This window comes from Eikenella corrodens, assembly GCF_003990355.1.
Classification (GTDB): Bacteria; Pseudomonadota; Gammaproteobacteria; order Burkholderiales; family Neisseriaceae; genus Eikenella; species Eikenella corrodens_B.
The window spans coordinates 1,638,679-1,664,199 of record NZ_CP034670.1 but is presented as its reverse complement, the minus strand read 5'-3'; the positions used below and the strand labels follow the sequence as shown (position 1 = coordinate 1,664,199).

Sequence of the window (25,521 nt, the reverse complement as noted above, 5' to 3'; positions counted from 1 at the left end):
TAGAAAGATAGAAAATTGAATAGTAGAAAAAACGTCGCCATCAGCTTTCTCGGCACGGTGCTGGATAGCGGTTTCGGTCAAGGGCGTTGGTTGAAGTGGCGGCCGAATGTTGCCATGAATCAGCGTCAGGATTTTCATATTGACCGCATGGAACTGTTTTATGCGGAGAAATACCGCGATCTGGCGGATCATGTTAAAGCCGATATTCAAGACGTGTCGCCGCACACCGCCGTCAATCTCGTGCCCATGGAGCTGGAAAACCCGTGGGATTTTTCCGAGGTTTATACCAAGCTGCACGATTGGGCGGCGGGCTATGCGTTTGATACGGAAGAGGAAACTTATCTTACCCATATCACCACCGGTACGCACGTTGCGCAAATCTGTCTGTTTTTATTGGTGGAATCGCGTCAAATCCCCGGTGTGCTGTTGCAGACTGCGCCGCCGAAAAATCAAAGGCGAAACATGGGAAAAGGCGATGTCGGCCGCTATGAAATCATCGATTTGGACTTAGCGCGTTACGATGTGCTGGCCGAACGCCTCGCTGCCGTGCGCGATGACGCGGTGCGCTACCTGAAAAGCGGCATCTCCACCCAAAACGCCGCCTTCAACCGCATGATTGCCGAAATCGAACAAGTCGCGCTGCATTCTCCGTCGCCGATTTTGCTCTCCGGCCCTACCGGCGCGGGCAAATCGATGTTGGCACGCAGGATTTTCGAATTGAAAAAAGCACGCCATCTGATTAAAGGCGAGTTTGTTGATGTAAACTGCGCCACCTTGCGCGGCGACGGCGCGGCTTCCGCCCTGTTTGGTCATAAAAAAGGCGCGTTTACCGGTGCGGCGGAAAAGCGCGAAGGCTATTTGAAAACCGCTGATGGCGGCGTGTTGTTTTTGGACGAAATCGGCGAATTGGGTTTGGACGAACAGGCTATGTTACTCAAAGCCATTGAAGAAAAACATTTTTATCCCGTCGGCAGCGACAAGGAAGTGCACAGCAGTTTCCAGCTTATCGCCGGTACCAACCGCGACCTGCGGCGGGAAATCCGCGCCAGACGCTTCCGTGAAGACCTGTTCGCCCGCATCAATATCTGGAATTATCCGCTGCCCGCGCTTGCCGACCGCCGCGAAGACATCGAGCCGAACATCGAACACCAGCTCGCGCTCGCTTCGCAGGAACTCGGCCGCGCCACCCGTTTCAATAAAGAAGCCCTGTCTGCCTACCTTGCCTTCGCCCATTCAAGCGAAGCCCGATGGCACGGCAATTTCCGCGACCTTGCCGCCAGCATCATGCGCCTGGCCACGCTTGCCCCGCAGGGCAGGATACAGACCGAATTGGTCGAAGCCGAAATAGGCCGTCTGAAATGGCTGTGGGCGGACGAAACGGATGCGGACGATGCGGAAAACCCTTTTGCAAACCGGCTTTCAGACGGCCTGCCCGCCAAAATCGATACCGAAACCCTCGACCTGTTCGACCGCATCCAACTGCAACACGTCATCGCCGAATGCCGCCGCCACCCCAACATGGCTGCCGCCGGCCGCGCCTTGTTTAACGTATCGCGGCTGGAACGCGCCACTGCCAACGACAGCGACCGCCTGCGCAAATACCTGCAACGCTTCGGGCTGACTTGGGCGGATGTGTCGGGGTGAGCCGACGGCATCGGATAGCAAGCGAAAAAGGCTACCTGAAAATTCTGCGGATGCAGTTTCAGGTAGCCTTTGTGTGTTGGCTGTTTCATGGCAATGCCAAACCATTGTTCATGGCATGCTTGGAGTGGGTTGGGCATGGCTGCCCGGCGCGGGATGGCAGGCTACCTGAAAATCAGTACAAAGATTTTCAGGTAGCCCCAAGTGCTTACAGCAAGCCGGCCAGCTTGGGGTTGTTTTCTTTCGGCACCGGGCGCGGGTTGCCTTGGGCATCGATGGCCACATAGGTGAACATAGCTTCGGTTACCAGCTCGCGGGTTTCGGTAACGTGGTCGTTCATCAGGGTTTTCACCCACACTTCGAGTTTTAGTTGGAGCGAGGTGTTGCCTACGCGCACACAACGGCCGTAGCAGCACACCACGTTGCCGACTTTCACCGGCCGGATAAAGTTCATTTCCTGCGCACACACGGTGGCGATTCGGCCTTGGGCGATTTCGGCAGCCAAGATTCCGCCGCCCAAATCCATCTGCGACATAATCCAGCCGCCGAAGATGTCTTGGTTGGGGTTGGTGTCGCTGGGCATGGCTACGGTGCGCAGCAGGAGCTCACCTTGCGGCTGGGTGTGCGTGGGTGTGTTGTGGTGTGGCATGGTCTAATCCTTGAGTGGGATGGGGAAGGGCGTATTTTACGCTGTTTTCGGTGGGCGGGAATCGGGGCGGTGTGGATGATGAAACTCGAGAGGTTCTATAACGTGGTTGATATTTTCAGGTAGCCTGAATAGCTTGAGGCTACCTGAAAATATTGGCTGAATGGAACGGAGTGAAAACCAAGCTGCCGGCTTAGACCCCGCTGCGGGCAGAGTATTCGTGTACGGCATCCACCAGCGCCTGTACGTTTTCCGGGTCGGTGTGCTGGCTGATGCCGTGGCCGAGATTGAAGATATGGCCGCTGCCTTCGCCGTAGCTGTGCAAAATACGGCGTACTTCGGCGCGGATGGATTCGGGCGTGCCGAACAGGGCGGCGGGGTCGAAGTTGCCCTGTAGCGCCACTTGGCCGCCCACGCGCTGCCGTGCCCGGCCGAGGTTCACCGTCCAATCCAAGCCGAGCGCGTCGGCGCCGCTTTCGGCCATCAGTTCGAGCCATTGGCCGCCGCCTTTGGTAAACAGGATAACGGGCACGCGGCGGCCTTCGTGTTCGCGGGTGAGGCCGCTGATGATTTGGCGCATATAGGCCAGGCTGAACTCGGGGAAAGCGGCATCGGAAAGCAGGCCGCCCCAGGTGTCGAAAATCTGCACGGCTTGGGTGCCGGCGGCGATTTGTTCGTTCAGATAGGCGGTTACGGCTTGGGCGGTGATGTTGAGGATGTGGTGCAGCAGCTCGGGGCGGCGGTAGAGCAGGGTTTTGATTTGGCGGAATTCTTTGCTGCCGCCGCCTTCCACCATATAACAGGCGAGGGTGAAGGGGCTGCCGGCAAAGCCGATCAGGGGCACGCGGCCGTTCAGCGCGCGGCGGATGGAGGAAACGGCGTCGAATACATAGCGCAGTTTGGCCATATCGGGCACTTGCAGCGCGGCAATGTCGGCTTCGTTTTGCAACGGGCGGGCAAATTTCGGGCCTTCGCCTTCGGCAAAATAGAGGCCCAAGCCCATGGCATCAGGTACGGTGAGGATGTCGGAAAAGAGGATGGCGGCATCGAGGCCGAAGCGGTCGATGGGTTGGAGGGTTACTTCAGTAGCCAGTTCGGTATTTTTGCACAAATCCAAAAAACCGCCGGCACGGGCGCGTACGGCGCGGTATTCGGGCAGATAGCGCCCGGCTTGGCGCATGAGCCATACCGGGGTGTGGGAAACAGGCTGTTTGGCGAGGGCGCGCAGGAAGGTATCGTTTTGCAGGGTGGTCATGGTAGGGTTTGTGTGGTGTGGATGAAAGTCGAATCATAGCACAGGCAGGGCGGGGAATTAGGGTTACCTGAAAACCAGCAATCGGTTTTCAGGTAGCCTTTTATAGTGGATTAACAAAAATCAGGACAAGGCGGCGAGCCGCAGACAGTACAAATTAGTACGGCAAGGCGGGACAACGCTGTACTGGTTTTTGTTAATTCACTATATTAGACCTCTTGCGAAAATATTCATCCCATCGCATTAACCAGTCCTGCAATCAGATTTGCCCTTAACCCGAACCGTTTCCGCCTGTTGCGGTAAGGCAGCGACAATATTTTGAATATCTTCAGTTTCCTGTTGATGTGCTCGATGACGGTTCTGAGTTTGCCTAACCGCCTGTTCGCCTCTTTATCCTGTTTGTCCGGCGGATGACGTTTGGATTTCTTTTTCGGGGTCTGTAATCCGGTTTTGGCCAATCCTTGATAACCCTTATCCGCAATGACTATTTTGTAGGGATAAAGCTCTGCAAGGTGCCTCTTGGCTAAACGCATGTCATGCCGGGCACCCATCCCCGTCCGGATGCTGATGATTTTTTCCGTTTCCCTGCCGTATATGACCCGGATTTTAACCGTGTGCCGCCTTTTCTTGCCGCTGTAATACTGCCGCTGTTTTTTTGGGACGTTCAATCGGGCTTTCGGTAACGTCAATGATGACCGTTTGGTCGCCCGGATTCTTGTGCTTTGGCAGGGAGAAGCGTTTGCAACGGATGAGGGCGTCCTCGGTTTTACGGATGGTGCGGCAGACATTGCTTTCGGAAAGGCCGTAGATGGCGGCCAATTCGAGTTGGGTATGGTAATGGCGCAGATAGCTTAGGGTAAGCAGCAGTTGGTCTGCCAAACCGAGCGTATGCGGCCTGCCTGACTTGACCTTCCGGCTTTCTGCTTCTGTGGTGACTTGCAGCATTTCGTGAAAAAGGACGGGCGTTACACCTGTGAGCCGTTTGAATTCGCTATCGCTTCTTTGGATGAGGTTTTCGTATTTCATTTGGGAATTGTAAATTTTCAGGATACTTTCGCAATAGGTCTACTATACCGTGCACGGGTTTGCCGGACGTGGATTAGGCGGCTAAATCCGGCATTTCCCAGCCTTTGTGTTGGGTTGCGCCTGTAGCTAGCCAACTTGGGTGATACGGTTCGGGAAAGGCGGATTCGAGAATCCGATTACGGGATTCTTGACGGGGAAGCGCGTATCTACGGGCTACCTGAAATTTCAGGTAGCCTTTACTGTATCCCAACTCAGCCGATGCGTTTAAACGGAGGCAGGCAGGCGAGGAGTTGTTTGCCGTAGCGGGCGGTGAGGATGCGGTTGTCGAGGATGGTGATGCGGCCGTAGTCGTGTTCGGTGCGGATGAGGCGGCCTACGGCTTGGGTGAGTTTGATGCCGGCTTCGGGCACGGTGATTTCCATGAAGGGGTTGCCGCCGCGCTGCTCTATCCAGCGGCTGCGGGTTTTTTCGATGGGATGGTCGGGCATGGTGAAGGGCAGTTTGGCGATGATGACGTGGACGCAGTCGCTGCCGGGCAGGTCGAGGCCTTCGGCGAAGCTGTCGAGCCCGAACAGGATGCTGGCGCGGCCTTCGGCGATGGCTTGGCGGTGGCGTTCGAGCAGGACGGCTTTGGGCAGGTCGCCTTGGATGAGCAATAGGGGCAGGTGGCTTTCAGGTAGCCTTAAGGCCACGTCTTGCATTTGTTTGCGCGAGGAGAACAAAACGAGGGTGCCGACGGCTTCTTCGGGGCTGATGAGCTTGGGCAGCCATTCGGCGATTTCGGCGGTGTGGGTGTCGGCCTGCTTGGGGCTGGCAGCCACGGGCGGGATGTAGAGCTCGCCTTGGGCGGGGAAGTTGAAGGGGCTTTCCAGCGCGAGGGTGGTGGTTTCGGGCAGCCATTGCAGGCCGGTTTGTTTCAATAAATGGTCGAAGCTGCCGAGCGATTGCAGGGTGGCGGAGGTGAGGATGGCACCGGCGGCGCGGCGCCACAGGCCGGCGGCGAGCATGGCGGCGGCGCTCACGGGGGAGGCGTGGAAGGAGTAGTCGGTTTTGTCGCTGTTGTGGCTGCATTCGATCCATTTGGCCAGCGGCGGGGCGTCGCCCGCGGGCTCGGTGGCGAGCAAGTCCCACACGGTGCTGATTTGCTCGATGCGGGCGCGGAAGATGCCGAACTCGCTGCTGAGGCGGTCGATTTGGGCGCTGTCGCTGTCTTTTTCGCGGCGGGCGGCGGAGAGGGCGTCGTTGAGGCTGTTGGCGTGTTTGTAGAGGCTTTGCGCGGCGGCGGCGGTGTTGGATACGAGCAGGGCGAGCCCTTCGGGAATTTGGCCGTCTTGCCACAGCCATTGCGGATCGCGGCCGCTGTCGTTGTAGGCGAGCTCGGGGGTGTCGCCGAGGTGGAACTGCCATTCGTAGAGGCTGTCGAGCAGGGCGGCGGCGGCTTCGTCGGCCAGGTTGGCCAAATCGGCTTTGTCGGCTACGGCGGCGATTTTGTCGGTGATTTGCGGCAGTTTTTCCAGCGCCCACAAGGCTTGGTTCAGCGAATGCTCGGCGGCAAACTGGTTGAGCGCTTTTTTGGGCAGGTGGTGCGCTTCGTCGATGCAGTAGAAGCTGTGTTCGGGCGCGGGCAGGATCACGCCGCCGCCCATGCCGATGTCTACCATGAGCAAATCGTGGTTGCTCACCACCACATCCACGGTTTCGAGCGTGTCGCGGGCAAGGTAGAAGGGGCATTCGGGGCGGTTGGGGCAGGCGGCTTTGAGGCAGCCGTAGTTGTCGTTGTTTACCTTGAGCCAGAGGGTGTCGTCGATTTTCTCCGGCCAGGTGTCGCGGTCGCCGTTGAAGCGGCGTTCGGCGAAGGCGTCGGCCAGCTCGCGCAGGGTTTGGATTTCTTCGGGCTTGGGTTTGCTGTCCCACAGGATTTGCGGGGTGTCGAAGCCGGCCAGGCTTTGCTGCGCCTGGCTTTGGGTGAGCTGGTAGAGCTTGTAGGGGCAGAGGTAGCGGCCGCGCCCTTTGGCCAGGGCAAAGGTGAGCTCGAGCCCGCTTTTTTCCACCAAAAACGGCAAATCGCGCCCCACCAGCTGCTCTTGCAGCGCCACGGTGGCGCTGGATACCACCAGCCGCTTGCCGCGCGTTTGCGCCATGATGCCGCCGGCTAAAAGATAGGCCAGGCTTTTGCCCACGCCGGTGGGCCCTTCGATCACGGCAATGCTCTCGCCCTCGCGCTTGGGCGGCTCTTCGCCATCGGCCTTTTCCAGCGTGCGCGACAGGGTGTTGGCCACGGCGGCCAGCATTTCGCGCTGCGCTTTGCGCGGGCGGAAATGGGGCAGGTTTTCGCTGATGGCCTGGTAGTGGCGGCGGATGGCGTCTTTTTCTAAATCGGTGAGCATGGCGGTGGCAGCTGGAAAGAAGCGGGTATTATAGAAGATTATGGAGGGCTTGGGCGGGAGTAGAGGCTACCTGAAAAATATGGGCGGGTCAGCCAAGAGAATTTCAGGTAGCCTGTTGCGCGATAAAGGCTACCTGAAACCCGATGGCATACAGAATGAAAGGCAAGTACAATCCACCGTATCAATCATCAAACAGCTGGAGAGTGAAATGTCTGAACTCTTGGAATTTTTCCGCACCGAAACCGTGGGTGCGGCGGCGGAAACGCTGGATTTTTGGCTCAACGAATGCAGTTTGGACGAAGCGCCTTCGGCAGAGGAAGTGGCGCAGTGGCAGGCGGTGCTGGATGAGCGTGGCGGGCGGTTTGTGCGGCTGGCGATGATGTGTGCCGATTGGCTTGAGGAGCACCGGGCGTGAACCGCTGGCTGTGGCTGAGCGTTTTGTGGTTTGCGGGCATGATGTATGCGCTGCTGCTGCATCAGGGCGGCAACGCGCCGCTGCCGTTTGCCCATTTCGATAAAGTGGTGCACGCGGCTTTGTTTTTCGGCCAGTTTTGGCTGCTGGCTAAAGTGTTTTTGCTGCGGCGGCGGCCTGTGCCGTGGCAAGCTTTGCTGCTGGCGGCGCTGGTGTTGGCTGCAGGCAGCGAGTGGGCGCAGGGCGCGCTCACGGTATCGCGGCAGGCTGATTGGCGTGATGCAGCAGCAGATATGGTTGGTGCGGCGGCAGCGCTGTATTTTGCTGCACAGGTGCAGGCGGCGCGCGCCGGGAAGCGGGCGGGTTTGCGCGAAAAGTGTTGAGATGATGCTTGCTAAACGCCGCCACCGGGCTTATAATGCGCCTTCTTTCGGAATGTAGCGCAGTCTGGTAGCGCACTTCGTTCGGGACGAAGGGGTCGGAGGTTCGAATCCTCTCATTCCGACCAGCTTTTTAAAAAGACTTGGTGCTGCCAAGTCTTTTTGTTTTGGTGCGGCGCAAACGTTGCGCCCTCTCGGTCTTAAAGGCTACCTGAAAATTAGGTTTCGGCCGGACTGAATTTCCTATTCCATCCAGTTATTGCAAAGAAATCCGTTATGACTGCCTCCCTTATCCAAGACCTGCAAGCGCGCGGCCTGATCGCGCAAACCACCGACATCGAAGCTTTGAGCACGTTGTTGGGCGAACAAAAAATCGCCCTCTATTGCGGTTTCGACCCGACTGCCGACAGCCTGCATATCGGCCACTTGCTGCCCGTATTGGCATTGCGCCGTTTCCAACAGGCGGGGCATACACCGATTGCTTTGGTGGGCGGCGCGACCGGCATGATCGGCGACCCCAGCTTTAAAGCAACCGAGCGCAGCTTGAATTCCGCCGAAACCGTTGTCGGCTGGGTAGAAAGCATCCGCAACCAGCTGAAACCGTTTTTAAGTTTTGAAGGCGAAAACGCCGCCATTATGGCGAACAACGCCGACTGGTTCGGCAGCATGAACTGCCTCGACTTTCTGCGCGACATCGGCAAGCATTTCTCTGTGAACGCCATGCTGAACAAGGAATCCGTCAAACAGCGTATCGACCGCGACGACGTGGGTATTTCCTTCACCGAGTTCGCCTACACGCTGCTGCAAAGCTACGACTTTGCCGAGTTGAACAAACGCCACGGCGCAACGCTGCAAATCGGCGGTTCCGACCAATGGGGCAACATCACCAACGGCATCGACCTGACCCGCCGTCTGCACCAAAAACAAGTATTCGGCCTGACCCTGCCGCTGGTTACCAAATCCGACGGCACCAAATTCGGCAAAACCGAAGGCGGCGCGGTATGGCTGAACGCGAAGAAAACCTCGCCGTATCAGTTCTACCAGTTCTGGCTGAAAGTGGCCGATGCCGATGTGTATAAATTCCTGAAGTATTTTACTTTCTTGTCGGTGGAAGAAATCGCCGCCATCGAAGCAAAAGACCAAGCCAGCGGCACCAAGCCCGAAGCGCAACGTATCCTCGCCGAAGAAATGACCCGCCTGATTCACGGCGAAGCCGACCTGCAAGCCGCGCAGCGCATTACCGATAGCCTGTTTGCCGAAGACCAAAGCAGCCTGACCGAAAGCGACTTCGAACAACTCGCCCTCGACGGCCTGCCCGCGTTTGAAGTTTCAGGTAGCCTCAATGTGGTGGAAGCCTTGGTGAAAACCGGTTTGGCTTCCTCCAACAAAGAAGCGCGCGGTTTTGTGAACAGCAAAGCGGTATTGCTCAACGGTCAGGCCGCCGAATCGAACAACCCGGGTCACGCCGCCGAACGCCCAGACGATGCCTACCTGCTGACCGACGCGCACAAACGCTTCGGCAAATACACCATCCTCCGCCGCGGCAAACGCAATCACGCGCTCTTGGTGTGGCAATGATTTGAATGAAAACCAAAGGCTACCTGAAAACCCAGCCTCCCCGGCCTAAGTTTTTCAGGTAGCCTTGTTTTTTAACTTGTGCTTTGAAAACACAGCTTATTTTTTTGAAGTAAATGCTACCTGAAACCGGTTTTCCGGCTGCTGTTCAGGTTGTCGGCAAGGTTGTTTTCATCGTATGATTCTGCCTCCGGCCAGCCGGCAGACAGTAGATTTTGCAGAACAGGCAGGCCGTCAGCCTGTTCTGCAAAATCTAATTGAAATCAGAAAGCTGAATATGCTACAGGCAATCAACCCAATCCGGCTGGCCGATAATTCAGGCCGCCCGCCGGAAACCATTTTGGTGAACGTAACGCCGCAGGAAACCCGCGTGGCGCTGTTGGAAGAAAACAAAGTGTGCGAGCTGCACATCGACCGCAACAGCGGCCACGGGCTGGTGGGCAATATTTATTTGGGCGTGGTCAAACGCGTGCTGCCCGGCATGCAGAGCGCCTTTATCGACATCGGCTTGGAGCGCGCCGCCTTTTTGCACATTGTGGACGTGCTCGAACAGCGGCAGAAGCCAGAGGAAACCCAGCGCATCGAGCATATGCTGTTTGAAGGGCAAACCATCTTGGTGCAGGTGATTAAAGACCCGATTAACAGCAAAGGCGCACGCCTTTCCACCCAAATCTCCCTGGCCGGCCGCTTTCTCGTGTATCTGCCGCAAGACAACCACATCGGCATTTCCCAGCGCATTGAAGATGAAGAAGAGCGTAACGAATTGCGTAACCGCCTCAAGGCTTTATTGCCCGAAAATGCCGGCGGCTACATCATCCGCACCAGCGCCGAAAATGCCCGCGACGAAGAATTGCAGGCCGACATCGGCTACTTGGCCAAGCTGTGGCAAGACATTCTCGCCCGCTCCAAAACCAGCCCGCCCGAAACCATGCTGTATCAGGATTTGCCCCTGAGCCTGCGCGTGCTGCGCGATATGTTCAACGACAACACCCAGAAAATCTTCGTTGATTCCGCCAATAATTACCGCCTGATGCAGGAATTTGCCCGGCAATACGTACAGGGCGCGGTGGAGCGCATCCAACACTATCAGGGCGAAAAACCCTTGTTCGAGCTCCATCATGTGGAGCAGGAAATCAACCAGTCGCTCAAACCGCGTGTGGATTTAAACTTCGGCGGCTACCTGATTATCGAGAGCACCGAAGCCATGACCACCATCGACGTGAACACCGGCGGCTTCGTGGGCGCGCGCAATTTTGACGAAACCATCTTCAAAACCAACCTCGATGCCTGCCACGCCATCGCCCGCGAACTGCGCTTGCGCAACCTCGGCGGCATGATTATTGTGGATTTCATCGATATGGTGAGCGAAGAACACCGCCAGGCCGTATTGGGCGAGGTGGCCAAAGCCCTGCGCTTCGACCGCACCCGCGTTACCCTCAACGGCTTCACCAGCTTGGGGCTGGTGGAGCTTACCCGCAAACGCTCGCGCGAAAACCTCAACCACATCCTGTGCGAACCCTGCCCCACCTGCCAGGGCAGGGGCTACCTGAAAACCGCGCAAACCGTGTGCTACGAAATCCAACGCGAAATCGTGCGCGAATCCCGCCGCTTCGATGCCCGCGAATTCCGCATCCTCGCCGCGCCATCTGTTATCGATTTGTTTTTGGACGAAGAATCGCAATCGCTGGCGCTGTTGATTGATTTTATCGGCAAACCGGTTTCCCTGATGGTGGAAAGCAGCTATACGCAGGAGCAGTTCGATATCGTGCTGCTGTGACGGGACGGGCCAGGCAGAAGGTTTATAGTGGATTAACAAAAACCAGTATGGCTTTGGCTCGCCTTGCCGTACCGTGTGTACTGCCTGCGGCTCGCCGCCTTGTCCTGATTTTTGTTAATCCACTATAAAAGCGCGATGCCCGGCGGCATTCAATTTTTCAGGCAGCCTGCCAATCGCCCGGGCGGGCGTGAAGCCTGCTTCTGCAAGGTTTTGGGCAGCCTGCAACAAGGCCGGCGGCCGCGGATTCCTTAACGGGCAGGCTTGCAGCGGGCGATGCCGTATCGGGCATGGAGTTGATTGGCCGTATATTTTCAGGTAGCCTCAGGTGTTCCTCGGGCTACCTGAAAATATAGTGGATGAACAAAAATCAGGACAAGGCGGCGAGCCGCAGGCAGTACACACGGTACGGCAAGGCGAGCCAAAGCCGTACTGGTTTTTGTTAATTCACTATATAAGCCCCTTGGGAACAAACACATCCTTAGCGGCAGGGAAAGCTTCCGCAAGCCAAAGCCGCCCCGTTTGCCCGCCAGAAAGGAAACGCATGAAACTGCAAGATAGAGTCATCCTGATTACCGGCGCCTCGCAAGGCCTCGGTGCCGAAGCCGCCCGCGTCTGTGCCGAAGCCGGCGCCACCGTGGTGTTGGTGGGCAGGAGTCAGAAAAAGCTGGAAAAAGTGTACGACGCCATCGTTTCCGCCGGCTGCCCCGAGCCCTTCGCCGTGGTGTTCGACCTGCTGGCCGCCGAAGAGCAGGAATACGAACGCCTGGCCAGAGCCGTGGCCGAAGCCACCGGCGGCCGCCTCAACGGCATCATTCACAGCGCCGCCTATTTCTACGCGCTCTCGCCGCTGGAATTCCAAACCGTGGCCGAGTGGGTGAACCAATACCGCATCAACACCGTCGCCCCCATGGCGCTCACCCGCGCCTGCCTGCCCATGCTGCAGGCGGCCGAAGATGCCTCCGTGGCCTTTATCGGCGAGAGCCACGGCGAAACCCCGCAGGCCTATTGGGGCGGTTTCGGCGCTTCTAAAGCCGCTTTGAATTATTTGTGCAAAGTGGCCGCCGACGAATGGTCGCGTTTTCCCAACCTGCGCGCCAACGTGCTCGTGCCCGGCCCCGTTAATTCCCCGCAGCGCATGAAAACCCATCCCGGCGAAGCCAGCAGCGAGCGGCGCGAATTAAGCGAACTTGCCCCCGAGTTCGTATATTGGATGAGCGGGGAAAGCAAAGGCCGCAGCGGCGAGATTGTGTATCTTTAATCAGGCCGGCCAACCGGCGGGCATTCCGGAAACCGACGGTGTTGCCCATCCGCTTGGCTGTTGCCTGCAAACCGGCTGAACTTTTGCATATTCCGCCACACCAATAACCGATTGAAACCATTCAATCAAACATACCGAAAAGGCTACCTGAAAATTTTCATGTAGCCTTTTTGCTAAGCAAAATAGCGGGCTTCGCCATTGTTTGCGGCCCGGTATCGAAAGTTAATTCGGCCTGCTATCTTGCTTGGCCGGGGCTTTAATCTGCGCGGCCGTGCTTTTGGATGAATTCGATTTTGTAGCCGTCCGGGTCTTCCACGAAGGCGATAACGGTGCTGCCGTGTTTCATCGGGCCGGCTTCGCGCACCACTTTGCCGCCTTTGGCGCGCACCGCATCGCAGGCGGCGTAGGCATCTTCCACTTCGATGGCGATGTGGCCGTAGGCGTTGCCGAGGTCGTAGCTTGGGGTATCCCAGTTGTGGGTGAGCTCGAGTACGGCGGTTTCGTCTTCGCTGCCGTAGCCGACGAAGGCGAGGGTGAAGCGGCCTTCGGGGTAGTCTTTGCGGCGCAGGAGCTTCATGCCGAGCACTTCTTGGTAGAAGGCGAGGGAGGCTTCGAGGTTGCCGACGCGCAGCATGGTGTGGAGGATTCGCATGGTTTGTCCTTGGTTGGTGTTTGCTAGGGAGGCGGATTGTAGCAGGTTCGCGGCGGGCTGAGGAGCTTGGGTCGGCCTGGAAACGAAGGAGCCGGATTTCAGTCAGCCGCTTGCCGCGGTGGTTTGCAAACGCGGTATCATCGCTATAGTGGATTAACAAAAATCAGGACAAGGCGGCAAGCCGCAGACAGTACAAATAGTACGGCAAGGCGAGCCAACGCTGTACTGGTTTTTGTTAATTCACTATGAGACGATGCCTTGCCCCGTGCTTAATGTTCATCCAATATATTTTCAGGTAGCCTTTCATTCAAACCGCGAGGCTACCTGAAACCCATTCGGAGATTCATCATGCCCAACCGCACCGACCGCCTGCTCAAACTCTTGCAGCTTTTGCGCACCAGCCGCCATCCGAAAAGCGCGCGGCTGCTGGCGCAGGAGCTGGGCATCAGCGTGCGCTCGGTGTACCGCGACATCGATACGTTGCGTCATCAGGGCGCGGTGATTGGAGGGGAGGCGGGCGTGGGCTTTGTGTTGCAGCAGGACTGCAACCTGCCGCCGCTGATGTTTAGCGAAAACGAGCTTGAAGCACTGATGCTAGGCATGCGCTGGGCGGCGGCGCATGCCGATGGCGAAATGGCGGAGGCAGCACGCTCGGTGTTGGGCAAGGTGCACGCGGTGTTACCCGCACGCTTGGCCGAGCAGGCAGCGGCGCATGCGGTGTATCCGATAGGCGGCACGTCGTATGGGAGCGGCGAAGAGCAGGTATTGGCACTGGTTCGGCAGGCTTTGCGGCAGGAAACGGAGCTCAGCTTCAGCTACACGGATTTGCAGGGGCAGGCCAGCCGGCGTACGGTGTGGCCGGTGGCGCTGGGTTATTTGGACGATGTGCGGCTGTTGGCGGCCTGGTGCACCTTGCGGCAGGCATTCCGCCATTTCCGTTGCGACTGCATTGCGCAGATTCAAACCGGCGCAGCCTATCCCATGCCGCACCGCTTGCTGCTGCAACGCTGGCGGCAGCAGGAAGGGCTGGATTTGAGTGCATTTGATTTGAGCCGCTAGTGTTGATTTCATTTTAGCTGTGACCTTGGCTGCTGACAAAAACTGACACAGCCAAGGCGTATCATGACTGCACTTCAGGCTACCTGAAAACACAATCAACTGTTTTAAAAGGAAACATCATGAACAAAATCACCCTCTATACCGTGCACCCTTCGCGCGGCAACAATGTACGCTGGATGCTGGCCGAATGCGGTGCGGATTACGACACCGTGGCGCTGGACTACCCGCAGCTCAAAGAGGCAGACTATCTGGCCATCAACCCGATGGGCAAAGTACCAGCTATCAAACATGCCGGGCAAGTGATTACCGAGCTGCCCGCCATCCTCACCTATTTGGCCGAGCTTTTCCCCGAAAAAAGGCTGATCCCCGCCGCGGGCACGCCGGAGCGCGGGCAATACTACCGCTGGCTGTGGTTTGGCACGCAGCTTGAATACGCCACTCTCGACCGTTGGCAACAAGTGCCGCAGAGCGAAGATCGCCGCCGCGCGATCGGCTACGGCGATTTCGATACCGCATTGAACACCCTGCAAACCCTGCTGGCCGACGGCCGCGAATACGCCCTGGGGCAGCATTTTAGCGCGCTTGATTTATACTTGAGCAGCCTCTTGGCCTGGGGCATGTTCCGCGCCCAAGTAGTGCCAAACGTTGAGCCGTTTGCAAGCTATATGCAGCGGCATTTGCAACGGCCGGCCGCACGGGCGGCACAGGAATAGGGCGTTGGCACGAAAACAGGCTACCTGAAATTTCAGGTAGCCTTTTATGTTATGTGCCAAACGTTTATTTCGGCAGGTAATCCATCGGATTGACGGCTCGGTTGTTTATGCGCACTTCGAAGTGCAGTTTCACGCGGTCGGTGCCGCTGTTGCCCATGGTGGCGATGGTTTGTCCGGCGGATACCTGCTGGCCTTCGCGCACGCTGATTTGGCTGTTGTGCGCGTAGGCGGTGAGCATACCGCCGGTGTGGTTGATGAGGATAAGCTTGCCGTAGCCGCGGATGCCTTCGCCCACATAGCTCACGCGGCCGGGCGCGACGGCTTTCACCGGGGTGCCGGCGCTGCCGGCGATGTCGATGCCTTTGCTGGAGGAGCCGTTAAACGGGGTGATGATTTCGCCACGCACCGGCCATTGCAGGCTGCTGGGCGCGGCGCTGGTGCGTTCGGCCGGGGTGCGTGTTACCGTGCGGTTGGGTGTATTGCTGACGGATGTGTTACGGGTGCTGCTGCCCACGCGCAATCGTTGACCCACTTCGAGTTGGGAGGGGTTTTTCAGGTTGTTCCAGGCCATCAGGCGGGAGACGGGTTGGTTGAAGCGTCGGCTGATGCGGTAGAGCGTGTCGCCGCGCTGCACGCGGTAGTATTGGTCACCGCCGGAGGGTGCGCCGCCGGAGGATGTACCGGCGCAGGCGGCCAGGAGGACGGTGCATAAGAAGGCGGTGCAGGCGGAAGAGAATTTCATGAAGCGCTCCGTGTGATGGGGCAGCTGGGCTACCTGAACAATAATAAAGAATGCCTTTATCATACTATAGGATGCTGCTTGCTGTAAAAACGGCCTAGGCGGCGGGGCGGAGGAAATGAACGGTTGGCGGGCGGGCAAGGGGGCGGATACAAACCGTTTCGAATGGGGTTTGGCTTGCCGGAATCAATGTCTAACCGCGTTGAAGCTAATGGTTTGGTTTTTTCAGCTAGCCGGATGGCCAACTGCAAACGGCGGTAAACTTTGCTGCCGCCCGCTTGATTTTGCGCCCGGCGGGCAGATATAGGGATGGCCGTTGCGCCCTCGGGCTTAAGCCTTGGATAGCGCCGATTGAATCAGCATCTGTGTGCCGAACCAGCCCCAGTAGATGCGGTGGCGCCAGATGAGGCCGTCTTTGAGCTGCATCAGTTCTAAAATGTCGATTTGCTCGCCATCGGGCGTTTGGCGCGGGTATTCCCACACGAGGAGGTCGCCGCTGGCAAGGTATTGGCCGCTGCGATACCAGCGCACTAATTCGTTGGGACGGCGGCGGGTGCCTTCTTCGAGGAAGCGGCCGATTTCGGCTTTGCCATGCAGCACACCGCTGTTTTGATTAAGGATGATGGGCACCAGCGGCGATTCGAGCTCGGCTGCTTCGTGGTACAGGGCGAGCAGGGCGGCGGTGTCGCGGCTTTTGGCGGCTTCGTGCCATTGCCGGTAGATTTGTTCGGCGGTCATGATGTTTCCCTGTGTCGGATGCGAAAACCGAATACTACGCTTGCTGACGCTTGCAGGCTACCTGAAAATGGGCGAAGCGAATTTCGTGAAAACGATGCTTTGGTGTTGAGTTGCTGCGAAGCTAAAATTATTTCTTTGTTTAAAAAGGAAAAAATGATGCGTTACCTTGGAATTTGGCTCTTGCTGTTGGCGGGCGCGGAAGCGGCCTCGATTGTGATGGTGGCCGGGCGGCTTGGCGGAATGCCTACGCTGTTGCTGATGGTGTTGTCGTTTATGGCCGGGATGGTGATGCTGCGCAACTTGGGTTTTTCTTCGGTGATGCTGGCCGGTTCGCTGTTTAATAGCCGGGGCGAGGTGTCGTTTTACCAATTGCTGTGGCCGCTGCGCTATATTGTGGCGGCGCTGCTGTTGATGTCGCCCGGCTTTGTGTCCACCGCTTTGGCCTTGCTGCTGATGCTGCCGATTAAGGGCGGCCCGGCGGCGGTGCGGCCAAACGAAACGGGTCAGAACTACCGTGCCTCGGGTTATCGGGCCGACGGCGACATCATCGACGGCGAGTTTGAAACCGTGCGCCCGCAAGAGGAGCGTGAAGAAACCCGCTTGTTGGAGCAGCACGATTACAAGCCGCCGCAATAAGGCTGATTCACCTCAAAAGGCTACCTGAAAATCAAGACAAAGATTTCAGGTAGCCTTTCGCTTATCCGCCGCGCGTGTACAATACGCCTTTTCCCGCAACAGCAAACCCAGCAACATGAAACCGAACAGCCTCACGCAGCGCCCCATCGGCGTATTCGATTCCGGCGTCGGCGGGCTCACCGTGGTGCGCGCGCTGATGGAACGGCTGCCCAATGAAAACATCGTTTATTTCGGCGACACCGCCCGCGTGCCTTACGGCGTGAAATCGCGCAGCACTATCGAAACCTACACCGCGCAAATCGTTGAATTCTTAATGCAGCACGACGTGAAAGCACTGGTGATTGCCTGCAATACCATCGCCGCTGTGGCCGGCGCCAAAGTGCGGCAAACCGCCGGCGGTATGCCCGTGCTCGACGTGATTGCCGCCGGTGCGCAAGCCGCGCTGGCTACCAGCCGCAACGGCCGCATCGGCATCATCGCCACGTCCACCACCGTTAATTCCAACGCCTACGCCCGCGCCATCCACGCGCAAAACCCGCAGGCGCGCGTGCCCTCCCAGGCCTGCCCGCTGCTGGTGCCGCTGGTGGAAGAAGGCTGGCTCGAGCACGAAGTTACCCGCCTCACCGTGCGCGAATACCTCAAGCCGCTGCTCGCTGAAGACATCGACACCCTCGTGCTCGGCTGCACCCACTATCCCCTGCTCAAACCCCTGCTGCAAAGCGAAGCCCCGCATCTGGCGCTGGTGGATTCCGCGCTCACCACCGCCGAAGCCACCGCCGCCGCCCTCGCCGAGGCCGGCCTGCTCAACCCCAGCCAAACCCCCGCCGACTACCACTTCTATGTGAGCGATATCCCCCTGCGCTTCCAAACCATCGGCGAACGCTTCCTCGGCCGCAGCCTCGAGCAGATTGAAATGATGCGGCTGGGCTGATTGCCTCTAAGATTTTCAGGTAGCCTTGCTTGTCATCACACAGGCTACCTGAAAAATATTCCTACCACTTTTCAAATGATTACACCATGACCAAAACCGTCATCCTCATTTCCGGCCGCGGCAGCAATATGCAGGCCGTGGTACAAGCCAATATCCCCCATCTGCACATCGCCGCCGTGCTCTCCGACAATCCCCAAGCCCCAGGCCTGGCCTGGGCGGCAGAGCAGTGCATCCACACCGCCGCCCTCAATCCCAAAGACTACCCCAGCCGAGCCGATTTCAACCAAGCCATGCTCGAGATGGTGGCTGGCCACGCGCCCGACCTCGTGCTGCTCGCCGGCTATATGCGTATTCTCCCGCCCGAGTTTTGCAGCCGCTTTGCCAATCAAACCATCAACATCCATCCCTCCCTGTTGCCTGCCTTCCCCGGCCTGCACACCCACCAACGCGCCATTGACGAAGGCTGCCGCCTCGCCGGCTGTACCGTGCACTTCGTTACCGCCGAGCTCGATTGCGGCCCCATCATCGCCCAAGGCGCCGTGCCCGTGTACGATACCGACACCGCCGATACCTTGGCCGCACGCGTGCTAAAAGTCGAACACCAGCTGCTGCCGCAAGCCGTGGCCGATTTCGCCGCCGGTCATCTCAGCATTCACGGCAAACGCGTACACAACCGGCGCACCGCAGGCGCAGTCGGGCAAAACTATAGTGGATTAAATTTGAATCAGGACAAGGCGGCGAGCCGCAGACAGTACAAATAGTACGGCAAGGCGAGCCAACGCTATACTGGTTTTTGTTAATTCACTATAACGGAGAAAATCAATGAGCTATCTGGTTTATTTGCTAAACGACCAAGCCCCCGGCCAAGCCAAAATCCTCGACAGTTTCAGTGATATCGCCCGCCTGTTGAAAGAGCAGTTCCAGCTCGAAGCCTGCCATGATGCCGAGGGCAATTTCATCTGCTTTGCCCCGCCCACAAACGCCGACAGGCTGCCTGAAAGCGAGCCAGACGAAGACACCGCTATTTTCTACAGCCACAACGAGCAAGAAGGCGGCAGCCTGTGGCTGAAAAATCCAAGCGAAAGCCAGCTGCAATTGTTGCTAGACATCATGCTGGCGCTCAATGACGGCAGCTATGTGCTCGGCGATGCGGGCGAAAGCTACCGTGTAAAAGAAGGCGCGGTTGTCTACGCCGAACCGCCTGTAACCGAAACACCTTCCGCCTGGCGGAGTAAAGCCCTCCAATTTCGGTATTCTTGGGGTCTCAAGATTACTTTGATCATCCTGTTTGTGTTACTGCAAATTATCTTACATCGCATCGGCTGGTTGTAACGGCAGGCAGGATTGGTGCGCTGCATATTGGTATACAGCAAGCCGCCCGCCGTTTATAGTGGATTAACAAAAACCAGTACGGCAAGGCGAACCAACGTTGTACTGGTTTTTGTTAATTCACGATACTCTCTTCGGTAAACCTGCTGCACCATCTGCCGGAAAGCCTAACCGGCAGCACTCCGCTGTGGACTTTGCCGCTGCCCTTCGCTTTGTGGATGGAGGCAGCTTGGCTGCTTGATTGTCGGCAGGGCAGGCGCACTGCGCTTTTGCTGGTGCCGCTGCTGATTCCGAACGCCATGCTGCTGTTTGGCGGATTGAGCCGTGCCGATTTGGTGGCGCACGCGTTTTTAGGTAGCCTCATGCACCTGGCCTTGGCTGCCTTGTTGGCATGGGTTTTGCGCCTGCAAGACTTCTGTTCGCACGATACCGATCGCGGCTGGGGCATGGCGGCGTTTGCGCTGTGGGTGGCTTCGGCCACTGCCTTCTGCGGCATCCTTGCCGGTGAAATACTGGGTGGTGTGTGGGCAAATCGGCTGGCTGGCGCTGCCGCTGGCATTGTGGCTGCTGCTCCTGCTGGTGGGCTGGTTCGCGCCCGTGCCGCCGAGGGAGAGTGAGGATTAGCGGGGCTGGGGCTATCTGAACAGTGAGACTCCGGCGAAGTGGAAATACAGTGTGGCAGGGTTTTTGGAGGCTGATGGTTTTCAGGTAGCCTGATTGAATGTTGAATGTGTGGCTTGTTGTTAGGGAAAGAGAAATAAACTGTGGAAGAAATTGATCTGCTTTTTTTTAGAATGAAACGGCTTATAAATATCAATAGACCTATTGCGAAAGTATCCTGAAGATTTACAATTCCCAAATGAAATACGAAAACCTCATCCAAAGAAGCGATAGCGAATTCAAACGGCTCACAGGTGTAACGCCCGTCCTTTTTCACGAAATGCTGCAAGTCTCCACAGAAGCAGAAAGCCGGAAGGTCAAGTCGGGCAGGCCGCATACGCTCGGTTTGGCAGACCAACTGCTGCTTACCCTAAGCTATCTGCGTCATTACCATACCCAACTCGAATTGGCCGCCATCTACGGCCTTTCCGAAAGCAATGTCTGCCGCACCATCCGTAAAACCGAGGACGCCCTCATCCGTTGCAAACGCTTCTCCCTGCCAAAGCACAAGAATCCGGGCGACCAAACGGTCATCATTGACGTTACCGAAAGCCCGATTGAACGTCCCAAAAAAACAGCGGCAGTATTACAGCGGCAAGAAAAGGCGGCACACGGTTAAAATCCGGGTCATATACGGCAGGGAAACGGAAAAAATCATCAGCATCCGGACGGGGATGGGTGCCCGGCATGACATGCGTTTAGCCAAGAGGCACCTTGCAGAGCTTTATCCCTACAAAATAGTCATTGCGGATAAGGGTTATCAAGGATTGGCCAAAACCGGATTACAGACCCCGAAAAAGAAATCCAAACGTCATCCGCCGGACAAACAGGATAAAGAGGCGAACAGGCGGTTAGGCAAACTCAGAACCGTCATCGAGCACATCAACAGGAAACTGAAGATATTCAAAATATTGTCGCTGCCTTACCGCAACAGGCGGAAACGGTTCGGGTTAAGGGCAAATCTGATTGCAGGACTGGTTAATGCGATGGGATGAATATTTTCGCAAGAGGTCTAATATAGTTTTTCAGGTAGCCTTTGATCTGCGGCAATATACGGCTGAGTGGCTGGCTAAAGTTCGCCGGGTTCTGACGCGAGGTTGTCGTTCAGCCATTTCAGGTAGCCTTCTGTGCCGCCGGATACGGGCAGCAGCAGGATTTGCGGGCAATCGTAGCTGTGCTGCTCGAGGATGAGGCGCTCAACGGCGGGGTAGTGCCGTTCGGCGGTTTTGATGGTGAGGCGGATTTCGCTGTCGCAACAGAGCTCGCCCTGCCAGAAATATTGACTTTGAATGGCTTCGTATTGCACGCAGGCGGCAAGGCGCTGTTGCAATAGAAGCAAGCCGATGCGTTCGGCTTCGGCTTGGTTGGGGCAGGTGGTGAGGACGATGGCGGGTTGGCAGGTGGGCATGGTCTAGTGAAAAGATTATTTTGCTAGGGATTAGGGGTAGATTCAGCAAAATGATTACTACATGATTTGAATTGGAAAATCCTCAAATAAATTTTTATCAGCATAGTTTAGAATAATATTAAATAATTTATTTAAATTAGATACAAATCCTTCTGTATGAATAAATTTCATTATAAAGTTTGAGAGTTCTTCTGATGCGATTCCACGTATCAGATCGTCTCCAGTGCCGCTGCTTGTGATTTGTGCAGAAAGAATAGTTTTTTCTCCATTCCAATTAAAAAATAGAGTAACTTTATGGCTAGTAGGATGATAGATAATCTTATCCAAATATAGAGGAGAGTTAGACATTTGAGGTGTTTTATCATAATGAAAAGTTTAAGTGATTATTATTGGATATGATTCAACTGTCAAATGGCGGATAGTTTTCAGGTAGCCTTTCTACATCTAAAGGCTACCTGAAACTGATTAGCTTATTTTCCCAACACGCCGGGCACGAAGCGCAGCAGGGTGTCGCGCAGGGGGATGAGTTTGCCGTGGAAGAAGTGGGAGGATTGGGGCAGCACAACCACGGGGATGTCTTGCGGGGCGGCCCAGCTGAGGGCGTTGGCCAGTGGGACGACTTCATCAATTTCGCCGTGGATTGCCAAAGTATGCGCCGGATCGGCGGCTTGGGCGGCGGGCACTTCATACATGCCCACGGCGGGGCCGAGCAGCACGAGGGCATCGGGCCGGCGCTGCTGGGCGGCAAACAGGCTCACGTAGCCGCCGAAGGAGAAGCCGGAAATGATGAGTTGGGCGGCATGCGGGTGTTGGCTTTGGGCGTAGTCGATGACGGCGAGGCAGTCGTCGGTTTCGCCGCGCCCGTAGTCGTGTTCGCCTTCGCTTTCGCCAACGCCGCGCAGGTTGGGCAGGTAGCAGTGGAAGCCGAGGCGGGCATAAACTTTGGCGGCGGTTTGGATCACTTTGTTGGTAAACGTGCCGCCGTGCAGGGGGTTGGGGTGGTTGATGACGGCCACGCCGCGCTCGGGGGCTTCGGGCGGCAGGTAGATGGTGTGCAGGCGGCCGGCGGGGCCGTCTATCCAGAGGAGGTGTTGGGGAGCGAGCATTTGGGTTCTCTTGGTTTATAAATGGATTTTGGTTTGAACTACGCTAGAGCTTATGATTTCAGGTAGCCTGAACGGGCTGATGAGGCTACCTGAAAAGATTTAGGCCTGGCCGAGGAATAGGCGGTAGGCGGCGTTGTCGGTTTGCTCGGTGTGCACATAGCCCAGCTCTTGCAGGAAGGTGGCGAAGGCTTGGTGGTCGGCGGGCGGCACGTCGATGCCCACCAGCACGCGGCCGTAATCCGAGCCGTGGTTGCGGTAGTGGAACAGGGTGATGTTCCAGCTGCTCTGCATCCGGCTGAGGAAGTAGGCCAGCGCGCCGGGGCGTTCGGGGAACTCGAAGCTGAACAGGCGTTCGTGCGCCACTTTGCCGGTGCGGCCGCCTACCATATAGCGGATGTGGATTTTGGCGGTTTCGTCGTCGGTGAGGTCGGTGTTGGGCAGGCCGGCGGCGGTGAGTTCGGCGCTGATGGCGGCCAGGTCGGACGCGCCTTTGCTTTGGATACCCACGAAAATATGGGCGGTGGCGTCGTCGCCGTAGCGGTAGTTGAATTCGGTGATGTTGCGGCTGCCCAAAATGTTGATGAACTTGAGGAAGCTGCCGGGCTGTTCGGGAATCGACACGGCAAAAATACCTTCGTTGCCTTCGCCCAGCTCGCTGCGCTCGGAAACGTGGCGCAGGCGGTGGAAATTGATGTTGGCGCCGCTGGTGACGGCAATCAGGGTTTGGCCCTGCGCCTGCTCGCGGGCGATATAGGCTTTGAGGCCGGCCAAGGCCAGCGCACCGGCGGGCTCGCAGATGCTGCGGGTGTCGTCGAAAATATCTTTGAGCGCGCCGCAGATAGCGTCGGTGTCCACCGTGATGATTTCATCTAAGAATTCGCGGCACAGGCGGAAGGTTTCTTCGCCCACCAGCTTCACCGCTGTGCCGTCTGAAAACAGGCCGACGTCTTTGAGCGCCACCAGGCGGCCTTCTTCGATGGAGGTTTTCATGGCGCAGGAATCATGGGTTTGCACGCCGATTACCTTGATTTCGGGGCGCACCTGCTTAATGAACACGGCCACGCCGGCCGCCAGCCCGCCGCCGCCGATGGGCACGAACACGGCATCAATCGGCTTGGAATGCTGGCGCACGATTTCCAGCCCGATGGTGCCTTGGCCGGCAATCACGTCGGGATCGTCAAACGGCGGGATATAGGTTTGGCCGCTGCTTTTGGCCAGCTCTACGGCGTGGTCGTAGGCATCGTTGAACGACACGCCTTTGAGCACCACTTTGCCGCCGCGCGAACGCACAGCGTCCACTTTAATCTGCGGCGTGGTTTCGGGCATCACGATGGTGGCTTCGCAGCCGAGCTTCTGCGCGGAAAGCGCCACGCCCTGCGCGTGGTTGCCGGCGCTGGCGGTAATCACGCCTTTTTGCAAGAGCTCGGGCGGCAGCTTGGCCATTTTGTTGTATGCCCCCCTGATTTTGAAAGAGAAAACGGGCTGCAGGTCTTCGCGTTTGAGCAAGATGCGGTTGCCGCTGCGCGCGGAAAGGTTGCGGGCGAAATCGAGCGGCGTTTCGGCGGCCACGTCGTAAACGGAGGCGGTGAGGATGCGGGTGAGGTAGTCGGTGTGGGGCAGGGGCATGATGGGTGTCGAAAACAGGCTCAAAGGCGGCAAGATACTCCGTTTGCGCCGCCGCTGGCAAGAAAAATCAGGTTAAACGCTTAGCAATACAAGCTTGAGCGGCTATAATCGGCGCGATTTTGCCGCATGATTGGCTTTTGGCGGCAGGCTACCTGAAAAATTTCTGCGTTGCAGTATTTCCGTTGCGCTTTCACTTCCTTGCAGTTCCGCTTTCAGGTAGCCTCAATCCCAAGCCTGCCGGCGGCAAGCCATTCAATCCAATCCAACAGACAACGCAATGAAACAAAAACTCACCCTCCTCACCCTATCCCTTTTAGTGGCCGGCTGGCAGGTGCAGGCCGCGCCGCAAGCCGCTTCCGCCCCCCGCCAAGCCTCTGCCCCCGCCGCTTCCGCTCCGGCTGCCGCCGTCAATTCCGCCGCTACCCAGCCCGTAACCGCCGTGGGGCTGCCCGAAATCAAAGCCTCGGCCTATGCCGTGTATGACGCGCAAAGCGGCCAGATGCTCGCCTCGCACAAATTAAACGAACACATCGAACCCGCCTCGCTCACCAAGCTGATGACCGCCTATTTGGTGTTTAAAGCGCTGGAAGAAGGCAAACTCAAGCCCGACCAAACCTTTACCGTTTCCGAGCAGGGCTGGAAGGTGGAAGGCTCGCGCATGTTCCTCGATCCGAAAACCCCCGCCCGCGTGGACGATTTGCTCAAAGGCCTGATTGTGCAGTCCGGCAACGATGCCTCCATTACCCTGGCCGAAGCCGTGGCCGGCAGCGAAGCGCAGTTTGTGCAGCTGATGAACGCCGAAGCCAAACGGCTCGGCATGAAAGACACTCATTTTGAAAACAGCACCGGCCTGCCCGGCGCGCAGCACTACACCTCGGTGCAAGACCTCATCACCCTTTCCGCCGCCATTATTCACGACTATCCGCAATACTATCCACTCTATTCCATCCAGTCTTACAGCTACAACAACATCACCCAGCCCAACCGCAACCTGCTGCTCTACCGCGACCCCGACGTGGACGGCATGAAAACCGGCCACACCGACAGCGCAGGCTACAACCTGGTTGCCTCCAGCAAACGCAACGGCCGCCGCGTGATTTCCGTGGTGGTGGGTACCGAAAGCATGCAGGCGCGCGCCGCCGAGAGCAGCAAACTGCTCAACTGGGCGCTGCAATCCTACGACACGCCCAAACTGTATGAGGCCGAAACCGCCATTTCGCAGGTGAAAGTGTATAAAGGCGCGGATAACGCGGTGAACGTGGGCTTTATCGACGCCACCTATATCACCGTGCCGCACGGCCAGGCCGCGCAGCTGCAGCCCGTGCTGGAAACCGTGCAGCCCGTGCTCGCGCCGATTAGCAAAGGCCAAGTGCTCGGCACTGTGAAATTTATGGACGCGCAAAACCGCGTGGTGGCGCAGAAAGACGTGGTGGCGCTCAACGACGTGGCCGAAGCCGGCTTCTTCGGCCGCCTGTGGGACAGCATTGTACTGTGGTTTAAGAGCCTGTTTAGCGGGTCTTAACACGGCTTGATTGATGCGATAAAGGCTACCTGAAAACTCGGAACGGGG

At 57.4% G+C, this 25,521-nt stretch carries 26 protein-coding genes and 1 tRNA gene; 16 read left to right on the top strand and 11 right to left on the bottom strand.

What is annotated here, in order from left to right; translation table 11 throughout:
- The first annotated feature begins 15 nt into the window (after positions 1 to 15).
- A complete protein-coding gene (rtcR, locus tag ELB75_RS08425) occupies positions 16 to 1,644 on the top strand; it encodes an RNA repair transcriptional activator RtcR (RefSeq protein ID WP_126983541.1) in 1,629 nt (542 codons plus the stop codon).
- Between the two features lie 205 nt (positions 1,645 to 1,849).
- On the opposite strand, the gene yciA is transcribed toward rtcR, so the two are convergent.
- From yciA to dinG, 4 genes are all read right to left on the bottom strand, one after another.
- Positions 1,850 to 2,290: an acyl-CoA thioester hydrolase YciA gene (gene yciA, locus ELB75_RS08420; RefSeq protein WP_126983540.1), complete on the bottom strand. Its 441-nt coding sequence runs from the start codon at positions 2,288 to 2,290 to the stop codon at positions 1,850 to 1,852.
- A gap of 190 nt (positions 2,291 to 2,480) precedes the next feature.
- Complete coding sequence (hemE, locus tag ELB75_RS08415) at positions 2,481 to 3,542, bottom strand: uroporphyrinogen decarboxylase (RefSeq protein WP_126983539.1); 1,062 nt, start codon at positions 3,540 to 3,542, stop codon at positions 2,481 to 2,483.
- Positions 3,543 to 3,769: 227 nt separating this feature from the next.
- Positions 3,770 to 4,565 (bottom strand): IS5 family transposase gene (locus ELB75_RS08410; RefSeq protein ID WP_126982325.1). Its coding sequence is split into 2 segments (ribosomal slippage): positions 3,770 to 4,198 and positions 4,200 to 4,565, totalling 795 coding nucleotides; the frame shifts between segments, so codons are not numbered across the junction.
- A gap of 251 nt (positions 4,566 to 4,816) precedes the next feature.
- Complete coding sequence (dinG, locus tag ELB75_RS08405) at positions 4,817 to 6,952, bottom strand: ATP-dependent DNA helicase DinG (protein WP_126983538.1); 2,136 nt, start codon at positions 6,950 to 6,952, stop codon at positions 4,817 to 4,819.
- Between the two features lie 208 nt (positions 6,953 to 7,160).
- On the opposite strand from dinG, the gene ELB75_RS08400 reads away from it, so the two are divergent.
- From ELB75_RS08400 to ELB75_RS08375, 6 genes are all read left to right on the top strand, one after another.
- Positions 7,161 to 7,367 carry a hypothetical protein gene (locus ELB75_RS08400; RefSeq protein ID WP_064104855.1) on the top strand — a complete coding sequence of 69 codons (207 nt, stop codon included), beginning with the start codon at positions 7,161 to 7,163 and terminating at the stop codon, positions 7,365 to 7,367.
- Positions 7,364 to 7,747 carry a hypothetical protein gene (locus tag ELB75_RS08395; protein WP_126983537.1) on the top strand — a complete coding sequence of 128 codons (384 nt, stop codon included), beginning with the start codon at positions 7,364 to 7,366 and terminating at the stop codon, positions 7,745 to 7,747. Before ELB75_RS08400 ends, ELB75_RS08395 begins: the two co-directional genes overlap by 4 nt.
- 48 nt (positions 7,748 to 7,795) lie before the next feature.
- Positions 7,796 to 7,872, top strand: a tRNA-Pro gene (locus ELB75_RS08390).
- 148 nt (positions 7,873 to 8,020) lie between these two features.
- Positions 8,021 to 9,322 (top strand): tyrosine--tRNA ligase, encoded by a 1,302-nt coding sequence (gene tyrS / locus ELB75_RS08385; protein WP_126983536.1) that lies wholly within the window; start codon positions 8,021 to 8,023, stop codon positions 9,320 to 9,322.
- A 274-nt stretch (positions 9,323 to 9,596) separates the two neighbouring features.
- Entirely contained in the window at positions 9,597 to 11,096 is a 1,500-nt protein-coding gene (rng, locus tag ELB75_RS08380; RefSeq protein WP_164726859.1) for a ribonuclease G, read from the top strand.
- Between the two features lie 541 nt (positions 11,097 to 11,637).
- Positions 11,638 to 12,354, top strand: a complete 717-nt coding sequence (locus tag ELB75_RS08375) for an SDR family oxidoreductase (RefSeq protein WP_126983535.1) — start codon at positions 11,638 to 11,640, stop codon at positions 12,352 to 12,354.
- A gap of 256 nt (positions 12,355 to 12,610) precedes the next feature.
- On the opposite strand, the gene gloA is transcribed toward ELB75_RS08375, so the two are convergent.
- Positions 12,611 to 13,006, bottom strand: a complete 396-nt coding sequence (gene gloA / locus ELB75_RS08370; RefSeq protein ID WP_126983534.1) for a lactoylglutathione lyase — start codon at positions 13,004 to 13,006, stop codon at positions 12,611 to 12,613.
- Positions 13,007 to 13,354: 348 nt separating this feature from the next.
- Between gloA and ELB75_RS08365 the strand changes: the two genes are divergently transcribed.
- Positions 13,355 to 14,065 carry a helix-turn-helix transcriptional regulator gene (locus tag ELB75_RS08365; RefSeq protein ID WP_126983533.1) on the top strand — a complete coding sequence of 237 codons (711 nt, stop codon included), beginning with the start codon at positions 13,355 to 13,357 and terminating at the stop codon, positions 14,063 to 14,065.
- A 119-nt stretch (positions 14,066 to 14,184) separates the two neighbouring features.
- Positions 14,185 to 14,778 carry a glutathione S-transferase family protein gene (locus ELB75_RS08360; protein WP_126983532.1) on the top strand — a complete coding sequence of 198 codons (594 nt, stop codon included), beginning with the start codon at positions 14,185 to 14,187 and terminating at the stop codon, positions 14,776 to 14,778.
- Between the two features lie 64 nt (positions 14,779 to 14,842).
- On the opposite strand, the gene ELB75_RS08355 is transcribed toward ELB75_RS08360, so the two are convergent.
- Positions 14,843 to 15,520 carry a peptidoglycan DD-metalloendopeptidase family protein gene (locus tag ELB75_RS08355; RefSeq protein ID WP_126983531.1) on the bottom strand — a complete coding sequence of 226 codons (678 nt, stop codon included), beginning with the start codon at positions 15,518 to 15,520 and terminating at the stop codon, positions 14,843 to 14,845.
- Positions 15,521 to 15,847: 327 nt separating this feature from the next.
- Positions 15,848 to 16,255, bottom strand: a complete 408-nt coding sequence (locus ELB75_RS08350) for a nuclear transport factor 2 family protein (protein WP_431306044.1) — start codon at positions 16,253 to 16,255, stop codon at positions 15,848 to 15,850.
- Positions 16,256 to 16,408: 153 nt separating this feature from the next.
- Between ELB75_RS08350 and ELB75_RS08345 the strand changes: the two genes are divergently transcribed.
- The 6 genes from ELB75_RS08345 (at position 16,409) to ELB75_RS08320 (ending at position 20,806) form a co-directional block, all read left to right on the top strand.
- Positions 16,409 to 16,891, top strand: a complete 483-nt coding sequence (locus tag ELB75_RS08345; RefSeq protein ID WP_346962718.1) for an FxsA family protein — start codon at positions 16,409 to 16,411, stop codon at positions 16,889 to 16,891.
- 115 nt (positions 16,892 to 17,006) lie between these two features.
- On the top strand, positions 17,007 to 17,822 hold the full coding sequence (murI, locus tag ELB75_RS08340; RefSeq protein ID WP_003821951.1) for a glutamate racemase: 816 nt from the start codon (positions 17,007 to 17,009) through the stop codon (positions 17,820 to 17,822).
- Positions 17,823 to 17,908: 86 nt separating this feature from the next.
- Positions 17,909 to 18,583 carry a phosphoribosylglycinamide formyltransferase gene (purN, locus tag ELB75_RS08335; protein ID WP_241236058.1) on the top strand — a complete coding sequence of 225 codons (675 nt, stop codon included), beginning with the start codon at positions 17,909 to 17,911 and terminating at the stop codon, positions 18,581 to 18,583.
- Between the two features lie 61 nt (positions 18,584 to 18,644).
- A complete protein-coding gene (locus ELB75_RS08330) occupies positions 18,645 to 19,154 on the top strand; it encodes a hypothetical protein (protein ID WP_126983529.1) in 510 nt (169 codons plus the stop codon).
- Between the two features lie 191 nt (positions 19,155 to 19,345).
- Positions 19,346 to 19,768, top strand: a complete 423-nt coding sequence (locus tag ELB75_RS08325; protein ID WP_126983528.1) for a hypothetical protein — start codon at positions 19,346 to 19,348, stop codon at positions 19,766 to 19,768.
- A 242-nt stretch (positions 19,769 to 20,010) separates the two neighbouring features.
- Positions 20,011 to 20,806 (top strand): IS5 family transposase gene (locus tag ELB75_RS08320; protein WP_126983527.1). Its coding sequence is split into 2 segments (ribosomal slippage): positions 20,011 to 20,376 and positions 20,378 to 20,806, totalling 795 coding nucleotides; the frame shifts between segments, so codons are not numbered across the junction.
- A 74-nt stretch (positions 20,807 to 20,880) separates the two neighbouring features.
- Here the strand turns inward: ELB75_RS08320 and cutA are convergent.
- The 4 genes from cutA to ilvA form a co-directional block, all read right to left on the bottom strand.
- Complete coding sequence (cutA, locus tag ELB75_RS08315) at positions 20,881 to 21,219, bottom strand: divalent-cation tolerance protein CutA (RefSeq protein ID WP_126983526.1); 339 nt, start codon at positions 21,217 to 21,219, stop codon at positions 20,881 to 20,883.
- A gap of 57 nt (positions 21,220 to 21,276) precedes the next feature.
- Complete coding sequence (locus ELB75_RS08310) at positions 21,277 to 21,567, bottom strand: hypothetical protein (RefSeq protein ID WP_126983525.1); 291 nt, start codon at positions 21,565 to 21,567, stop codon at positions 21,277 to 21,279.
- Positions 21,568 to 21,689: 122 nt separating this feature from the next.
- Entirely contained in the window at positions 21,690 to 22,325 is a 636-nt protein-coding gene (locus ELB75_RS08305) for an alpha/beta hydrolase (protein ID WP_126983524.1), read from the bottom strand.
- 99 nt (positions 22,326 to 22,424) lie between these two features.
- Positions 22,425 to 23,951, bottom strand: coding sequence for a threonine ammonia-lyase, biosynthetic (gene ilvA / locus ELB75_RS08300; RefSeq protein ID WP_126983523.1), 1,527 nt, complete (start codon positions 23,949 to 23,951; stop codon positions 22,425 to 22,427).
- Positions 23,952 to 24,228: 277 nt separating this feature from the next.
- Here ilvA and ELB75_RS08295 point away from each other — a divergent pair, with 277 nt between their 5' ends.
- Positions 24,229 to 25,473, top strand: coding sequence for a D-alanyl-D-alanine carboxypeptidase family protein (locus tag ELB75_RS08295; RefSeq protein ID WP_126983522.1), 1,245 nt, complete (start codon positions 24,229 to 24,231; stop codon positions 25,471 to 25,473).
- The last annotated feature ends 48 nt before the right edge of the window (positions 25,474 to 25,521 follow it).

Excerpts from the sequence above, each read along its gene's own strand:
- dinG (WP_126983538.1), bottom strand. The coding sequence starts at position 6,952 with ATGCTCACCGATTTAGAAAAAGACGCCATCCGCCGCCACTACCAGGCC.
- ELB75_RS08310 (WP_126983525.1), bottom strand. The coding sequence starts at position 21,567 with ATGTCTAACTCTCCTCTATATTTGGATAAGATTATCTATCATCCTACT.
- cutA (WP_126983526.1), bottom strand. The coding sequence starts at position 21,219 with ATGCCCACCTGCCAACCCGCCATCGTCCTCACCACCTGCCCCAACCAA.
- yciA (WP_126983540.1), bottom strand. The coding sequence starts at position 2,290 with ATGCCACACCACAACACACCCACGCACACCCAGCCGCAAGGTGAGCTC.
- rng (WP_164726859.1), top strand. The coding sequence starts at position 9,597 with ATGCTACAGGCAATCAACCCAATCCGGCTGGCCGATAATTCAGGCCGC.
- ELB75_RS08350 (WP_431306044.1), bottom strand. The coding sequence starts at position 16,255 with ATGACCGCCGAACAAATCTACCGGCAATGGCACGAAGCCGCCAAAAGC.
- ilvA (WP_126983523.1), bottom strand. The coding sequence starts at position 23,951 with ATGCCCCTGCCCCACACCGACTACCTCACCCGCATCCTCACCGCCTCC.
- hemE (WP_126983539.1), bottom strand. The coding sequence starts at position 3,542 with ATGACCACCCTGCAAAACGATACCTTCCTGCGCGCCCTCGCCAAACAG.
- ELB75_RS08345 (WP_346962718.1), top strand. The coding sequence starts at position 16,409 with ATGATGCGTTACCTTGGAATTTGGCTCTTGCTGTTGGCGGGCGCGGAA.
- ELB75_RS08365 (WP_126983533.1), top strand. The coding sequence starts at position 13,355 with ATGCCCAACCGCACCGACCGCCTGCTCAAACTCTTGCAGCTTTTGCGC.
- tyrS (WP_126983536.1), top strand. The coding sequence starts at position 8,021 with ATGACTGCCTCCCTTATCCAAGACCTGCAAGCGCGCGGCCTGATCGCG.
- purN (WP_241236058.1), top strand. The coding sequence starts at position 17,909 with ATGACCAAAACCGTCATCCTCATTTCCGGCCGCGGCAGCAATATGCAG.
- ELB75_RS08355 (WP_126983531.1), bottom strand. The coding sequence starts at position 15,520 with ATGAAATTCTCTTCCGCCTGCACCGCCTTCTTATGCACCGTCCTCCTG.
- ELB75_RS08330 (WP_126983529.1), top strand. The coding sequence starts at position 18,645 with ATGAGCTATCTGGTTTATTTGCTAAACGACCAAGCCCCCGGCCAAGCC.
- gloA (WP_126983534.1), bottom strand. The coding sequence starts at position 13,006 with ATGCGAATCCTCCACACCATGCTGCGCGTCGGCAACCTCGAAGCCTCC.
- ELB75_RS08375 (WP_126983535.1), top strand. The coding sequence starts at position 11,638 with ATGAAACTGCAAGATAGAGTCATCCTGATTACCGGCGCCTCGCAAGGC.
- ELB75_RS08400 (WP_064104855.1), top strand. The coding sequence starts at position 7,161 with ATGTCTGAACTCTTGGAATTTTTCCGCACCGAAACCGTGGGTGCGGCG.
- ELB75_RS08305 (WP_126983524.1), bottom strand. The coding sequence starts at position 22,325 with ATGCTCGCTCCCCAACACCTCCTCTGGATAGACGGCCCCGCCGGCCGC.
- murI (WP_003821951.1), top strand. The coding sequence starts at position 17,007 with ATGAAACCGAACAGCCTCACGCAGCGCCCCATCGGCGTATTCGATTCC.
- ELB75_RS08295 (WP_126983522.1), top strand. The coding sequence starts at position 24,229 with ATGAAACAAAAACTCACCCTCCTCACCCTATCCCTTTTAGTGGCCGGC.
- ELB75_RS08360 (WP_126983532.1), top strand. The coding sequence starts at position 14,185 with ATGAACAAAATCACCCTCTATACCGTGCACCCTTCGCGCGGCAACAAT.